This is a genomic window from Paenibacillus sp. J22P218 (genome assembly GCF_056269195.1).
Map to the genome: position 1 here is coordinate 866,545 of NZ_JBWDNL010000001.1, position 15,312 is coordinate 881,856.

Genomic DNA, 15,312 nt, shown 5'->3' on the forward strand with positions numbered 1-15,312 from the left:
AGAAAGTAAAAAATAGATTGAATAAGGTTCGGAAAGCTTTGCTTTAATATCCTAGTTAAAGCCAACTGCAGTCCCTATACTTTAAAGAGTAACCAATACTAAATTTGGGGGTAGTTAGAATGAAAGGCGGTATTAAAAAGAAGTTATTTCTTACAATGCTTGCGCTGTTTGTTATGGCGAGCATGATCGGTTGTGCTTCAAAAGAAAATAATTCACCGAATAACACAGTGAAAAATACGGATCCTGCTGGCGAAGAAGGAGTAAGTGAGTCGAAGTACAAGGATAAATATGATCCGCCTGTTACGATATCGACTGTATGGGGGGTAGATCCGACTCTAGCATTTAAAAATGGAGAGACGATCGAGAATAATGTGGCTACAAAATGGGCAAAGGAAAGATTAGGTATTGAAGTGAAAACCCTTTGGTCTGTCACCGATACGAATGGCGCATTTAATACGAAATTAAGGCTGGCGATGACCTCTGGCCAAGAAATGCCTGATATTGTAACCGTAAGAGATAAGCTGCTAGCATCCGAACTGATAGAATCCGGGATGTTCAGAGAAGTGGGAAGCCTATTCGATGAATATGCCAACGACAAATGGAAAGCAGCTATGAATTTAGATCCGGGTGTATGGACTGCATATTCGCGTAATGGCGAAAGAATGGGTATTCCTCTTCTAGACGCTGCTTATAACTCGGATTATCTGTTGTGGATCAGGCAGGATTGGCTGGATAAGCTTGGTTTGCAATTGCCCAAAACGATTGATGAACTTGAAGTCGTGATGGAAGCTTTTAAGAACAACAATCCTGATGGATTGGCTCCTGAAGAAGTGACACCATTAAGCGTTGGTTGGAAGACTTCCATGAAGACGTGGCGGGGTGATCCGTCCTGGATTTTCGGGGCGTACGGTACGATTCCGAAACAATGGAACGAAGCTGAAGATGGTTCTTTAGAATACGGATCCATTCATTCGGGAATGAAGGATGGTTTAGTGAAGTTAAAAGAATGGCATGAGAAAGGCTACATTCCTAATGAAGCGGCATTGTGGGACGAGAATAAGGTCCCCGAACCGGCAGTGGCAGGAACAGCGGGGATCATCCCGGGACCTTTTTGGATGATTGGCTCGACTCTTAGACCAACAGTTGAGAATGTACCGCATGCTGTATGGAAGCCTCTATCTATTCCTACAGGTCCAGACGGAACGGCCATGCGTCATGGTACGCATTTTGTTACTGATGTTACGCTTATCAATAAGAACATGAAAAATCCTGAAGCATTCTTTACGTATCAAAACTATTTGTTTGAACATTTTGCTGATCCGCAGGCGGGTGGAGAGTTTGAATTTGGTGCTTTTGAAGGTTATGACTATGTATTAGACGCTGATGGAAAGGTGCTTACTGGAGATGATGTTCCCGGTGGTGGGGTAAATGCAGTGAGGTATTTCCTGGTACGTGACGGAGCGAGAATTCCCGATCTATTTGTAAATTCGGTGTTGGGTATGTCTGGCGGCAAAGAGCCTACCAATAAAGCCGGCAGAGAGGCCGTTCAATTTTATACCAAAGAAGTTGTTAATATTGTTGAGAAGTTAATGGAGCAGGCAGACATTTCGAAGAAGGACATGTTTGTAGGGCCTACAACGGAGACAATGAAGTCAAGGCTTGATTATTTAAATAAACTTGAGGAAACCGTCTTCAACGAAATCATATATGGCAAGAAGGGTCCCGAAGCTTTTGATGAATTTGTAGCAACTTGGAAATCCTCGGGCGGGGATGATATTACACGAGAAGTTAACGAATGGTATCAAAGCACGAAATAGAGGTTAGGTCGGAGGGGGAGTCCAACAAGGGTGGGACTCCCCCTCTCCCTTACCAAATAAATGAAAAAGACTGGAGGATGAAGCGAAGTGATGCATAACATCAAGAAATACTGGTATTTTCATCTCATGATATTACCGTCCCTTATCTTTTTGATCATTTTTGCTTACTTACCTATGGCTGGCTTGGTTATAGCCTTTCAGGACTTTAAACCATGGAATGGCATTTTGGGATCGGAATGGATTGGTTTTAAGAACTTTGCTTACTTATTTGAACGTGAAGACAGTGTTCAGGTCATTTGGAATACGCTTATTATTGCGGTCATGAAGATGTTCTTTAATCTGCTGGCACCGTTTACTTTCGCTATATTTTTGAATGAGGTTCGCAAGCAAGGGCTTAAAAGATCGATCCAGACACTCGTCTACCTTCCCCATTTTTTGTCATGGGTCATTCTTGGGGGCATTCTCACAGATATATTATCTACCGATGGCGGCATTGTGAATCAACTGCTCACCAATTTATTCGGCATCAAACCCGTTTTCTTCCTTGGCGATGGCGATTGGTTCCGATTCACGGTCATTGCTACAGATGTTTGGAAGGAGTTCGGATTTGCGACAGTAGTCTTTCTCGCAGCGCTTTCTAATGTGAATCCTTCTTTGTACGAAGCCGCTGTTTGTGATGGAGCCAATCGCTTCAAACAAACGATTTATATTACGATTCCAGCTATGATTCCTATTACGGTTGTTGTAGGGGTACTGTCGCTTGGCAGCGTTTTAAACGCAGGTTTTGATCAAATATTCAACTTGTATAATCCTCTCGTATATCAAAAAGGCGATATTATCGATACCTTCGTGTATAGAATGGGAATATTAAGCGGCCAGATGGGGTTTGGAACGGCCATCGGATTGTTTAAGTCGGTTGTTGGCATGATTCTAATCGTTATCTCATACCGTTTGGCAGATAAATTGGCAAATTATAGAATATTCTAGAATGGAGGAAGCGGGAAATGTACTACAAAAGTGCATCTTACAGAATCTTTACGATTATTAATAATTCAGCGTTGCTTGCAATTGCAATCATGTGTATTATCCCATTACTCCATGTACTTGCTGTTTCTTTAAGCTCGAAGGCCGCGGCAGACGGTAACATGGTTGTTTTATGGCCAGTTGATTTTGGGCTTGAAGCTTATAAGAAAACGATAAACAATCCTGTGTTTCTTAACTCTATTCTGGTTTCTATTCAAAGAACCGTAATTGGAACGGGATTGACGCTTTTCTTGGCATTCCTGGCCGCTTATCCTCTCTCCAAGGAAGAAACCGCATTTAAAGGAAGGAACGTCTATTCGTGGATTTTTGTATTTACGATGGTTTTCAGCGGCGGTCTTGTCCCGTTCTATATTGTTATTCAAAAAATGGGATTAATGGATTCGTTCTGGGTTATGGTGCTGCCTCATGCAGTGAATGTGTGGCTAACGATCCTGCTTTTAAACTTTTTCAGGGGAGTACCCAAGGAATTAGAGGAAGCGGCGCTGATTGACGGAGCAAGTCAGTTCCGAACCATGTACAGTATATACTTGCCCGTTTCATTGCCGGCGATCGCAACATTAGCTTTGTTCAGCATCGTCTATCATTGGAATTCCTGGTTTGACGGTCTGTTGTATTTGTCGAATGCTACGGATTATCCGTTAGCAACCTTCCTGCAAACCGTCATTATTCAACGCGATATGAGCACGATGAGCATCGATCCCAAAGAACTCGATTTGATCTCTCAGAGGACGATCAAAGCAGCTCAAATTTTCATCGGTGCGCTGCCTGTTATTGTGGTATACCCCTTCCTGCAGAAGTATTTTGTGAAAGGGCTAGTGGTAGGTTCGGTTAAAGAGTGAGTGAAAGCCTTACGAGGATAAAAGATAAGGAGAGAGCCGACTTGAAATTCGATATGGCGTTTAGAAGGCAACTTGAGCAAAAAGTGGATGCAATGATCGAAAGCATAGGCGACAAATCGCCGCATTTCGCAGGTGGAGACGGGAAATACGATGAAATGCCGACGGATTGGTGGACATCCGGGTTTTGGCCGGGCATTCTTTGGATTCTTTATGATCTTACAGGGAAAGAGCATTACAAGAAGGCGGCTTGGCATTGGGATGAAGTTCTGGAGCCATGGTTTATCAATCTTACGGATGATATCCATCACGATGTAGGCTTTCAGTTTTTACCGACAGCGGTTATTAAGCATACGATCACGAATGACAAGGACGCTTACCGTCGAGGAATTGAGGCGGCGAATTTTTTGGCCGGCCGATATAATGCAGCGGGACAGTTTATTCGAGCATGGAACGGAAATTTGAACGGATGGACCATTATTGATTGCATGATGAATATTTCTTTGTTGTTCTGGGCGAGCCGGGAGACGGGTGACCCTCGTTATAAGCATATTGCGGTCCGTCATGCGGATACGGCGTTGAAACATTTTATTAGAGAAGACGGATCGTCCCGCCATATCGTCAGCTTCGATCCGGAAACGGGCGAATTTATAGAAGGTCTTGGCGGTCAAGGAGCAGGACCGGAGTCTGCATGGAGCCGAGGGACAGGCTGGGCATTATACGGATTTGTCAACGCCTATAAGAATACGGGAGATGCCCGTTATTTACAGGCTTCCAAGAGGGTTGCTCACTTTTTCTTGTCGAATCTGCCGGAAGATCGGGTCCCGTATTGGGATTTCAGATTGCCTTCCAGGGAGGGACAGCCGCGAGATAGCTCTGCGGCGGCGATCGCAGCATCCGGGTTGTTGGAATTGGCAGAGGCAGTGCCTGAAGTCGAACGCGGTTTGTACCGGGATGGCGCAATTGGCATCTTAACGTCGTTGACGGAAAAGTATTCATCCGTATACGATTTGTCGCGTGACTCGATCTTGAATGGAGCCACGGGACATAAGCCGGCGGATATGTATGTGGACGGATCTCTTATCTATGGCGATTACTATTATGTCGAGGCGATCGCCAAGCTGCTTGGCTGGAAAAATCGTATTTTTTAAAAAGAAAACATGATAAGGGAGGATAGGCGAGCATGAAAGGAACAGTATGGAACGAATCGCAATTATACAATGACCCTGTTACCTTAAGAAAAGTAAGGCAAATTACTACAAAAGGAATGATCAATACAATTCCTTCCTATCATACCGGGCAATCCTTTACTGATGATGGTGAATATGTCATATTCATTTCGGTCAGAGAAGGAAAGAGTGCATTATACAAGGCTCATTTGCCGACAGGAGATATCACATGCCTTATAGAGCCAATAAACGGTATGGGAAGTCTTGAGGAGATGGGGAAGTTCGGCAATGGAAAGGGTATACCCATTGGGCCGGTTATAGCACCCAAGAGCAGGTGGGCTTATTATCTTGTGGAAAGACAAATAAGAGCTGTTCATATTGATACATTGGAAGAAGAGATCATTGTTGACGGTTTAGATGAAAAATATTATATAGAATCTATAGCCGTGTCGCCGGACGAGGAAAATATGGTGTACTTAGTCAATGTGCTGCATCCGGAAAAACATGGAGGTCAAAGTTATCGATTATTTATAAAACCGATAGGTGGCCAATCTGAAGTATTGTTTGCTGAAGATGGATTGAAGGCAGGACATCTCATGTACAATCCCATTGACCCTGATCTATTGATGTTTTGCCGCGATACGGGTCCGAGTCCTAGCCATAGGGTAGGAGAGAATGGAAGAGTCTGGATTTATAAGATATCGGAAGGAAGCTTGACAGAAGTAAAAACAATCGAGAAACAGAATTTCCAGACTCATAACGCATGGACCTGGGATGGGAAAGGAATCGTGTATCACGGAATCATAAACGACGTGGGATGGAAAAATAATACGACTGAGGGCGGATGGTACATCGGCCTGGCTGGGTTGGATGGTAATCCGATTAGAGAATACAGTTTTAAAGACGCGAAGTATTACGGTCATGTTTCCGCGATGCAAGGTAGAAATGCGGCTATTATTGACGGGAATATTCTGGATGGCCTGTTGATGTGGGTTTATTTCGATCAGGAAAACCCTAAAATCGAGATCATCGCACAACATGGCACAGACTTTACAACAATGACTGGTCAGTATTCGCATCCTCATGCTATTTGTGATCCTACCGGCAGGTGGATCGTGTACAATAGCGCGCCGGGGATTATATTTACTGGTGCAAGAAGCGATATATACTCGGTTGAAGTATAACAATCGAATTTCTACTGTCAGGAGCGCCATATGGCGCTTCTTTTTAAAATATAGGAAAGTATAAGTTTCACTCTTATCCTTATGCCTATATTTCTCCGGAATGAAACGCACTTCCCCGCAAAGGACGGCGTTAGTCGTTTCACCTTGTCAGAATATAATACATGTCATGAGAATATCATGCATTGCTCAACATTTCGCCAAGGGTTACTCTTATAGTATCGCAGCGATTTATCCAATTCTATAAGAACAGGTGAATCTATATGCCCAAATTTAATTTGTTTAGAAAAATTGTATTATTGCTTACCATTATTTTAATTCCAATATTGAGCTTGTACTATTACAACAATAAAACGAGCATGAAAATATTGGAATCCGAATTGAATTCAGTAAATAATAACCAGCTCGTATTTTTTCAAAATCAAATGAATACGCAAATTAATTCACTCTCTTTATGGCCGCAATTGCTAATGTTCGATCCTGCAATATCAGAGCTTAAAAATATGATTAGCGCAAATCCTAAATTAGAATTGGACGTCATTAATTTAATTAAGGATATACAAGTGAAATTAGGAATCCATGAAAACTCCTCCAATTGGAGCAGCAATATATATGTATATAGTCCGGTTCTGGGAAGAGTAATTTCGACGGCACGAGTTGATAACTATCAATTTAATAAGGATATCGAGCAAGAAAACTATGTTTGGCAAGTTCAAGAAACGGTCGACGAGAGATTGCAATTCTCTATAAAAGTTTCATCCCCTTATCCAATTGATTATGATACGACGATACCTAATATCATACTGGAAGTTGCCTTCGATAGCTCCAATATTATCAATATATTGGATAAATTCAAAAGTGACGGCAGAAGCGATCCGTTTTTTTATAAACCCGGAGATCATGTCATTCGGAACAGTACAGCCAATGCTGAATTAATTGATCAGCTCATTCAAGCACTGGATGGGCAAGAGAATAAGATGACTAACAATCAGATCGAGCTAAATGGCGAGACGTACTGGATTGGCTCCGTTCCGTCTTCATTGAATGGATGGTATTTAATTGACTACGTGCCTCTGTCAGAAATTATGCGGCCGATTGATCATAATAATCGTCTGTTTTTATTCACGGTCGGCGGGTTATTATTTATGAGCTTTGTAGTCGCCTATGTTTTATATTCGCAGGTGCAGGTGCCAATAAGAGAGCTCGTTAAAAGCTTCCAAAAAATAAAAAATGCCCACTACGAAGTGCGTATTAAACCGAAAGGGAATAATGAATTTACTTATTTATTTCATAGATTTAACGGAATGGCAGAGCAAATTCAAGATTTATTCGGCAGGGTTTACTTGGAGCAATTGCATGTAAAAGAAGCGAGGCTAAAGCAGCTTCAGTCACAGATTAATCCGCACTTTTTTTATAACTGCTTTACGTTCATAACAAGTATGGCCAAGTTTAATGATGTGCGGGCTGTAGTGGCCATGACCGAAAACCTGGCAAGCTATTATCGCTATACAACGAGACAAGAAAAAGAATATGTCCTCCTCAGGGAAGAGCTTGAATTTGTTAAGGTGTATATGGAAATTCAAAATTTAAGATTAAAGCGCTTGTCCTATCACATCGATATTCCTCTCTATATTCAAAAAATGGAAATTCCGCTATTGCTTATACAGCCAATTGTAGAAAATGCAGTGCTGCATGGCTTGGAGCCGAGGACGGATGAAGGCATCATCAAAATTACGGGCGAAATCAATGATGATGAGATTCGGCTTATCGTTGAAGATAATGGCATCGGAATGAGTCTGGACGAGCGGGCTAAGCTTCAAGCCAAGCTGAATTACCCGATGGAGGAAACGATGGGCTGCGGTTTGTGGAACGTTCATCAGCGGCTTGTTCTGCGATATGGCGAACAGACGGGGGTGCAATTGAAAGCCTCAGCGCTGGGTGGCTTGCGAGTAGAGCTGATTTGGAAGCATACAACAACGTAGAAAGCGGGGAAAAGCTATGTTTGAAATTCTGCTCATTGACGATGAGTCACACATTACGGCAAGCATTAAAAAAACGATTCCGTGGCATGAAATTGAAGTGCAACACGTATATGAAGCGCATAGTGCTGAACAAGCGATTGAGCTGCTGGAAAATCAATCAATAGATATTGTTATTACCGATATTCAAATGCCTGGAATGAATGGCCTTCAGTTGGTGGAATTACTGCGCAGCCGTTGGCCCCAAATTCGTTATATCTTTGTAACGGGCTATGCGGATTTTGAATATGCACAAAAAGCGTTAAAGCTGCAAGCCTTTGATTATTTACTAAAGCCTGTCAAAGATGAAGATATGATTAGAAGCATATCTAATGCCATTGACGTATTGAAGGATGAATGGAACGAAGAAGAAAAAAATCATAAAATCAGCTATAATTTCAAATCCAATTATAATGTGCTCATTACGAATCTGTTCCATGATTTATTGCTGGGCAGAACGATGACCATTGCAAGCGTGGAAGAGAAATTCAAGCAATATGAGGTGGCGCTAAATACGGATGAGGAAACGATTCTGTTGCTGTTCCAATTAAACAATGTCTCGTATGATGCGCAATCATTGAAATTAATCGAATATGCGGTTGGCAATATTGCTCTGGAAACGTTTCAGGACGCCTTTCATGTGCTGCACAGTAAAACGCCGCATCATTGCTCTATGCTATTAATACAAGTTAAGCAAGACGGAGTCAATCGCAGCTATATGTCCCCTCAGCAAAGATCAGAGTTGTTTAAAGAGCGGATTAATAGCTTTCAGAAAAGCGTGAGCAGCTATTTGAATATGAATATTTCGATTGTCGTGTCAGGATGGTTTGTTTTTCCTGATGATTTATCTCAAGAGTATCGTTCTATATTAAGCAACTATTATTTGTTGAATAGCCAACATCAGCCGGCTGTAACCTATAAGGATTCTTCTCAATCCATGAGCGAGAAGACCATTTATTCCTTGGAAAGTCTGTATAAGCCGCCTACATTAATCAATTTGTTGGAGTCCAAGCAGTGGCTGACGGCACGCAGCAAATTAGAGGATATTTTCCAGGAGTTGCGAACGGCATGCAGTATTGAAACCTTGTACGAGGTTTACTTCTCCGTGACGAATACCTTTCTATATGTTGCGCATAAGCAAGGACAAGGAATATCCCAAATCGATCAATTAAACGATGATTTGTTAATGGATCGCGGGATGCTGAACTCCGTTGCTAAATTAAAGGAATGGACGTTCTCAACGTTGAACGCGTTAGAAGATACAATGGCGGAAAACGATCAATACACGAAAGGTTTTATCGTCTCGAAGGTACAAGCTTTATTATCAAAAAGTTTAGGAGCTGACGTTTCCGTTAAATCCATCGCAGATTCCGTGAATTTGCATCCCGTATACTTGTCGAAAATTTATAAGCTGGAAACAGGTGAAGGCTTAAGCGACTATATCATTCGCATGAAAATGGAAAGAGCGCTGTACATGCTCAAAAATACGACGAAAAAAATATATGAAATTACGGAAGAGCTTGGTTATCAAAACTCGCAATCGTTTAGGAAGATGTTCAAAAAGTATTTTAATATGAGCCCTAATGAGTTTAGAGAGAGTTGAGTTGGCAACAAGACATGGAGCAAGAACGAAGAATAGGTTTCAAAAGATTCGGAAACCTTGATTTTAGTATCCTAGTTGAAGCCAAATGCAGTCCCTATAATTGAAAGAGTAGCCGTAGCTCTGTCCGATAATACGTTTATGGAGGAACATTCATGATTCGCAATTTTTCGCAACATGTTAAACGAGAGTGTATGCTGCTCGACGGGCACTGGGATTTTGCTGTGGACGCGCACAACACCGGAATTCAAGAACAATGGTTTATCCAGTTTCCCGAGCAATCTCGCAAAATGTATGTTCCGGGATGCTGGAATAATGAAATGGGATTGTACGATTATGAAGGGGCAGCCTGGTACCGGACTTCATTTACGATCAGGTCTTCCGGACATGCGAAGCTTATATTTCATGCGGTTAGCGGTCAGGCGGATATTTACGTTGATGGCTTGCATGTTGGTGAGCATTATGGCGGTTTTACAGCCTTTGATGTGATTTTGCCCGAGCTGGCGGCAGGTGAGCATTCGCTCGTTGTCCGCACGGACAATACGCATAACGAGCAGACGATTCCGCTTACGCGCGTGGATTGGTATCATTACGGAGGTATCCTGCGCCCGGTAGAATTGCAAATGTTGCCGGACTTGTACATCGATAAGGTGAGCATCAAATATGTACTCAACGGAAATGATGCGAATGTTGATATTTCCGTGCGACTTCATAGACTCGCAGGCACAAGTGAAAATATACCGGTTACGATTTCTCTGAATAGTGAAAATGTACATACGGCTGAAGAAGCTTGGCCAGAAGGACAGGACTATTTAGAGGTTCATGTTGGGCAACAGTGGAGAAATATGCGTCTGTGGGAGCTTGAGAAACCTGAGCTGTATACCGTTCGCGTGATTGCGGGGAACGACGATTATGCCGACCGCATCGGGTTTCGGACTGTAGCGGTAAAGGATAAGCAAATTTTGCTGAACGGGAAGCCCTTGTATATTCAAGGGGTTAACCGACATGAAGAGCACCCCGAATGGGGCTTTGCTTTCCCGCCAAAATTGATGGATAAAGATTTGGATATTATCGAACAATTGGGCTGCAACAGCATAAGAGGTTCCCATTATCCTCAGAGCGCCTATTGGCTTGATCTGCTTGACGAGAGAGGAATAGTTTTCTGGAGCGAGATTCCGCTCTGGCAGTATCATGTCCCGCATATGACAGATCCGCTAGTCTGTGAGCGAGCTATGCACATGCTGGAAGAAATGATCTCGCAGAACTTCCATCATCCAAGTGTGTTATTCTGGTCCGTTCATAATGAATGCGATACGAATACGGCAGAAGGTCTTGCGTTCACCAAGCTGCTCACCGATCGCGTCCGCGAGATGGATGACAGCAGGCTCGTCACCTATGCTACGCATCAGGCTTTGGATGATCGTACGCTGGCTTTGTTCGATGTCATCGGAATCAACAAGTATTATGGCTGGTACGATGGCGAAGTCGAGGAATTTGCCCAATTCATGAGTGACTACCATGCGTATGCAGAAAGCGTAGGCGCGGGCCACATCCCTGTCATTCTTGCTGAATTCGGCGGTGCCGGCGTGTTCGGAGACACGGGATGGGAAGAACGCAGATTGTTCAGTGAAGATTATCAGGCAGATATTTTGAAGAAGTCGCTGACGATTTTCAGGGAAGATCGTCATATCGTCGGAACGTATATCTGGCAATTTGCCGACATACGAAGCGATGCGCGCATGTTCCGCGACCGTGCCCGCAGTTTTAATAATAAAGGACTGGTGAACGAATATCGCAAGCCTAAGCTTGCATATCGGGAAGTGCGCCGTATTTATCGCCAAGGATTGGACACTTGATATGACAGTACAATACGAGGGTTATTTATTCGCTTATTTCAAAGGCGAATTTCATCCCGATGGCGAACAGATCCATTTCGCGCTTAGCGTGGGTAATGACCCTCTTCACTGGCAGGAGCTGAATGGCGGACGACCGATTCTTTACTCCACGCTGGGAGAGCGAGGTGTTCGGGATCCGTTCATCGTCCGAACGCCATCGGGAGATGGATTTTATTTGGTTGCAACCGACCTGAAAATATACGGCAACGGGGATTGGATGCGTGCTAAGCATGCAGGAAGCCGCTCTATTATGGTCTGGAAGTCAGCAGATTTAGTTCATTGGTCAGAGCAAACAATGATTGAAATTGCACCGCCGGATGCCGGTAACGCATGGGCGCCTGAAGTGCTTTGCGGAGAGAAGGGTGAATTTCAAGTATATTGGTCATCCTTCTTGAAGGAGCAGGCAGGCTCGCGTGACAAAGAGCCGTACCATAAAGTGCTGGTTGCGACAACGAAGGACTTCTCTACTTTTAGCGAACCGACTCTATTCATGGATTACGGCCAGTCCGTAATCGATACAACCATGATCCGGCATAATGGGCGGATCTACCGATTCAGCAAAGGAGATCATGTCTTTCAGGAGTCGGGAGGTCATTTCCATGACCGCGATTTTACAATGATCAATCCTAATGTGGAAGAAAAATTTATGGTTAAAGGTGAAGGGCCGATTATTTTCAAGTCAAACTTGGAGGATAAGTGGTACTTATTTATCGACGAATTTGGTTTAAGAGGATACTTGCCGTTAGAGACAAATGATCTTGATACGGGCAAATGGACGATGCCGGAGACGTTCAAGCTGCCGGAAGTGCCGCGACACGGTTCCGTCATTCCGATAACGAAAGCTGAACATGATCGATTGCTTCACCTTTACGGAATGTGATAAGTAAATATCAAACATAAGTGAAGATATTCGCGATAACAATTAAAAGATAGCGAATTGCGATCTATTTCGAAATCCGCTATCTTTCCGCGATATCACCCGCACTCTTTCTTTCTCCCAATACGCTAACTTAAACCCCTCTGAGCTCGATTCCGTCATACCTTTCTCTTAGAACGTACACTTGTTGGTGAAAAACGATAGAAGCGTTTAAATAATTTACTGAACGTGTAGATGTCGGAATACGCGAGTGCTTCAGACACCTCTGTAACCGTCATGGTTGTCTCAGCCAATAGATGCATAGCCCTTTCCATCCTCAGCTTAGTGATTGTTTCCTTCAAAGATAGCCCCGAAAACCGCTTCAAAATCGAACTTAGATAACGCGGGGTCAATTCTACGGTTGCAGCCAGTACATGATAATCGATTGGCTCCGACATCCTAATCCGAATCTCATTAAGAACTTGCTGAACGATATGCTCATAATGATAACTCAGCGTAGTCTCATGCTGCCGATTCCGTTCTCTCTCCCACCAAGTGAGAATCAATTTGAGCAATAGATCGAATTCTTCTTCTTCCCGCTGACTCTTCCAGGCAGCAAGGTCAACCAAAAGATGCAGCAACGGCTCCAAACGATACGTATCCTTAACGGAAACGCAACGATCCTCTCCCAAAGGGAGCTCAGTAATTAATTCATCCTCTATGTGATAAGACTGAAAATGGCAATAGATTACTGTAATCGGATTTTGGGGATCATGCACTGCCCGCAGGTTATCACCTGGCCGCAAAATGAAGAAAACACCTTGTTGCACAGAATAATGCGTTTCGTTGATCCACATATCTCCTCTGCCCGAGATGCAATACCAAAGATCGTAGTCATTAAAAGGCGCGGGCTGCCATGACCAGTTAGGTTCGCATCTCACCTTGCCGCTGATGCCGCTTAATGCAAAAAAACAGTTGTACAAGGGTGATTCCTTTGCCATGTAAATGCCTCCGTTAGATCAGGTCACAAGTATTTATGTCCAAATATTAATTCGTTGTGTCTATCCAAGTCTCCTGCTTATTTCGGTATGATAATGACATAAAATCATAGGGGGTAATGATTATGCCGAGACTGGAATTAAGTGCAGAAGAAATTAATAAGGCTTTGTATCGCTATGAAAGTGTGCATGTGAGTCTAAATGGTTTAGATGAAATTACGGATGATGTTATTCGCGAGTACAAGCAACTGGGTTTCATCTCCGCAAACAACATTTTAAATGATAAAGAAGTGGCGCAAAGCATTGATGCCATCATGGAACTGGGAATGGTCGATTCCAAGGGAGCAAAACTACAGTTTGTGAAGACGGAAAGCGAACTGATAACAAGTGAGGAAAGAGAGCTTGCCTTGCGCAAGATTTACGAGTTTGTGAACGTAGAGGAACGATTAAGCGAGATTGCCTACCATCCGGCTATTATTGATACCGTTACAAAAATTTTTGGAGAAGAGCCTAGGCTGATTCAAGATATGGCTCTGCTCAAGCCCCCGCATGGTGGAGGTGAGAAACCTTGGCACCAGGATATGGCTTATGGCAACATTTCGTACACTAAAGCTGCTGTAGGCGTATGGATTGCCCTAGATGAAGCATCGGTAGACAATGGCTGCATGCATGTCATTCCAGGCTCGCAGCAAGAAGGGGCCACCCCTCATTATGCCATAAGGGATTGGCAGTTATGCGATTCCCAAGTGCCTGTAGAGCGAGATGTTGCGGTGCCAATACAGCCCGGAGGCGTGTTGTTCTTTCATGGCATGCTCTATCACGGGACGCCTTCGAACTTTTCTCATCTGCGCCGGAGAGCTTTGCAATTCCATTACGTTCCACAATCAGCAGAGAAGATGGGACCTAAAGAGTACAAACGCATGTTCACAAATGAGATGTCGGGGGCAGAATGTTAGAAGCATTGAAGTCCGGGAAAGGCAGCAGCAAAAAAGGTAATGCACGAAGTCTTGATGTCCAAATGTCGTGGTGGGCGATGTCGGGCTTGTCACCTAACGAGAGTGCGGAGGGAAAATTCGAACGCATCGCTCAAGCGGGTTATAACGGAGTGTTCGCTCGCTTACCGCAACAAGGATACGCCAATGAGTGGATAAAACTTCTTGAGCAGTATTCCTTGAGCTATGGGGTACAATCATTCCCGACTAGCCCAGATGAAATGGTTAGTATTATTCAGAATGCAAAAGCACTAGGGGCAACCTATGTGAATGCCCAAGTTAGAGACTACTATATGTCGGATAACCAAGCTATTACACTCTTGAATCAATTGACTGAAGTAGCCGCTGCTGCTCATTTTCCTTGTTTCATTGAAACGCATAGAGGTACCGTCACCCAAGACTTGCTTCGTACCCTTGATTATTTAAATGTGATGCCAAACTTAAAGCTAACGATTGATTTATCGCATTACGTGACAGCTGGTGAAATGGTTTCGCAGGCAGATTGGGATCAAGCTGAGCCTTACTTTGAGCAATTACTCAGAAGAACCGGCAGCATTCATGCGCGGATCTCGGGAGGAGAACAAATCCAAACAAAAATTGGCGGTGACAATGGAAGTCCATTCCATCTCGCCGTAGACGTATACGTTCGATGGTGGGCAACAGGCATGCGGAATTGGATTGCGAACGCATCAACGGATCACTCATCTTTGCCTGTTGTATGTGAATTAGGCCCACCCGATTATGCTATAACTTACTTTGACAATAACAGCCATCGGGAAATTTCTGACAGATGGAAGGAATCCCTGCAATTAAGAGATCTGCTAAAGGAAGCTTGGGAGTTAGCTCAATAGAAGAGACAATCAGACGGATATCCTATAATAATCACAATGGATGTAGAGATGTTGC

12 protein-coding genes are annotated in these 15,312 nt (G+C 43.5%); 11 read left to right on the plus strand and 1 reads right to left on the minus strand.

Translation table 11 applies throughout. From position 1 onward, the window contains the following. Nucleotides 1-119 precede the first annotated feature (119 nt). The 9 genes from AC0YN0_RS03670 (at nucleotide 120) to AC0YN0_RS03710 (ending at nucleotide 12,440) form a co-directional block, all read left to right on the plus strand. Nucleotides 120-1,817: a type 2 periplasmic-binding domain-containing protein gene (locus tag AC0YN0_RS03670; protein ID WP_475820048.1), complete on the plus strand. Its 1,698-nt coding sequence runs from the start codon at nucleotides 120-122 to the stop codon at nucleotides 1,815-1,817. A gap of 90 nt (nucleotides 1,818-1,907) precedes the next feature. Continuing rightward, nucleotides 1,908-2,804 (plus strand): ABC transporter permease, encoded by an 897-nt coding sequence (locus AC0YN0_RS03675; RefSeq protein WP_475820887.1) that lies wholly within the window; start codon nucleotides 1,908-1,910, stop codon nucleotides 2,802-2,804. Between the two features lie 17 nt (nucleotides 2,805-2,821). After that, on the plus strand, nucleotides 2,822-3,700 hold the full coding sequence (locus AC0YN0_RS03680; RefSeq protein ID WP_475820049.1) for a carbohydrate ABC transporter permease: 879 nt from the start codon (nucleotides 2,822-2,824) through the stop codon (nucleotides 3,698-3,700). A 53-nt stretch (nucleotides 3,701-3,753) separates the two neighbouring features. After that, on the plus strand, nucleotides 3,754-4,848 hold the full coding sequence (locus AC0YN0_RS03685; RefSeq protein WP_475820888.1) for a glycoside hydrolase family 88 protein: 1,095 nt from the start codon (nucleotides 3,754-3,756) through the stop codon (nucleotides 4,846-4,848). Between the two features lie 32 nt (nucleotides 4,849-4,880). Next, nucleotides 4,881-6,050, plus strand: coding sequence for a hypothetical protein (locus AC0YN0_RS03690; protein ID WP_475820050.1), 1,170 nt, complete (start codon nucleotides 4,881-4,883; stop codon nucleotides 6,048-6,050). Nucleotides 6,051-6,310: 260 nt separating this feature from the next. Next, nucleotides 6,311-8,029 (plus strand): sensor histidine kinase, encoded by a 1,719-nt coding sequence (locus AC0YN0_RS03695; protein WP_475820051.1) that lies wholly within the window; start codon nucleotides 6,311-6,313, stop codon nucleotides 8,027-8,029. A gap of 16 nt (nucleotides 8,030-8,045) precedes the next feature. Continuing rightward, entirely contained in the window at nucleotides 8,046-9,668 is a 1,623-nt protein-coding gene (locus AC0YN0_RS03700) for a response regulator transcription factor (RefSeq protein WP_475820052.1), read from the plus strand. A 152-nt stretch (nucleotides 9,669-9,820) separates the two neighbouring features. Further along, entirely contained in the window at nucleotides 9,821-11,521 is a 1,701-nt protein-coding gene (locus tag AC0YN0_RS03705; protein ID WP_475820053.1) for a glycoside hydrolase family 2 protein, read from the plus strand. A gap of 1 nt (nucleotide 11,522) precedes the next feature. Beyond that, nucleotides 11,523-12,440 carry a glycoside hydrolase family 43 protein gene (locus AC0YN0_RS03710; protein WP_475820054.1) on the plus strand — a complete coding sequence of 306 codons (918 nt, stop codon included), beginning with the start codon at nucleotides 11,523-11,525 and terminating at the stop codon, nucleotides 12,438-12,440. A 155-nt stretch (nucleotides 12,441-12,595) separates the two neighbouring features. On the opposite strand, the gene AC0YN0_RS03715 is transcribed toward AC0YN0_RS03710, so the two are convergent. Then, entirely contained in the window at nucleotides 12,596-13,417 is an 822-nt protein-coding gene (locus AC0YN0_RS03715; protein ID WP_475820055.1) for a helix-turn-helix transcriptional regulator, read from the minus strand. Nucleotides 13,418-13,539: 122 nt separating this feature from the next. Between AC0YN0_RS03715 and AC0YN0_RS03720 the strand changes: the two genes are divergently transcribed. Together AC0YN0_RS03720 and AC0YN0_RS03725 are read left to right on the plus strand one after the other, a co-directional pair. Continuing rightward, on the plus strand, nucleotides 13,540-14,370 hold the full coding sequence (locus tag AC0YN0_RS03720; RefSeq protein WP_475820056.1) for a phytanoyl-CoA dioxygenase family protein: 831 nt from the start codon (nucleotides 13,540-13,542) through the stop codon (nucleotides 14,368-14,370). After that, entirely contained in the window at nucleotides 14,364-15,257 is an 894-nt protein-coding gene (locus AC0YN0_RS03725; RefSeq protein ID WP_475820057.1) for a sugar phosphate isomerase/epimerase family protein, read from the plus strand. Before AC0YN0_RS03720 ends, AC0YN0_RS03725 begins: the two co-directional genes overlap by 7 nt. The last annotated feature ends 55 nt before the right edge of the window (nucleotides 15,258-15,312 follow it).

Excerpts from the sequence above, each read along its gene's own strand:
- AC0YN0_RS03680 (WP_475820049.1), top strand. The coding sequence starts at position 2,822 with ATGTACTACAAAAGTGCATCTTACAGAATCTTTACGATTATTAATAAT.
- AC0YN0_RS03715 (WP_475820055.1), bottom strand. The coding sequence starts at position 13,417 with ATGGCAAAGGAATCACCCTTGTACAACTGTTTTTTTGCATTAAGCGGC.
- AC0YN0_RS03725 (WP_475820057.1), top strand. The coding sequence starts at position 14,364 with ATGTTAGAAGCATTGAAGTCCGGGAAAGGCAGCAGCAAAAAAGGTAAT.
- AC0YN0_RS03695 (WP_475820051.1), top strand. The coding sequence starts at position 6,311 with ATGCCCAAATTTAATTTGTTTAGAAAAATTGTATTATTGCTTACCATT.
- AC0YN0_RS03675 (WP_475820887.1), top strand. The coding sequence starts at position 1,908 with ATGCATAACATCAAGAAATACTGGTATTTTCATCTCATGATATTACCG.
- AC0YN0_RS03705 (WP_475820053.1), top strand. The coding sequence starts at position 9,821 with ATGATTCGCAATTTTTCGCAACATGTTAAACGAGAGTGTATGCTGCTC.
- AC0YN0_RS03690 (WP_475820050.1), top strand. The coding sequence starts at position 4,881 with ATGAAAGGAACAGTATGGAACGAATCGCAATTATACAATGACCCTGTT.
- AC0YN0_RS03710 (WP_475820054.1), top strand. The coding sequence starts at position 11,523 with ATGACAGTACAATACGAGGGTTATTTATTCGCTTATTTCAAAGGCGAA.
- AC0YN0_RS03685 (WP_475820888.1), top strand. The coding sequence starts at position 3,754 with ATGGCGTTTAGAAGGCAACTTGAGCAAAAAGTGGATGCAATGATCGAA.
- AC0YN0_RS03700 (WP_475820052.1), top strand. The coding sequence starts at position 8,046 with ATGTTTGAAATTCTGCTCATTGACGATGAGTCACACATTACGGCAAGC.
- AC0YN0_RS03720 (WP_475820056.1), top strand. The coding sequence starts at position 13,540 with ATGCCGAGACTGGAATTAAGTGCAGAAGAAATTAATAAGGCTTTGTAT.
- AC0YN0_RS03670 (WP_475820048.1), top strand. The coding sequence starts at position 120 with ATGAAAGGCGGTATTAAAAAGAAGTTATTTCTTACAATGCTTGCGCTG.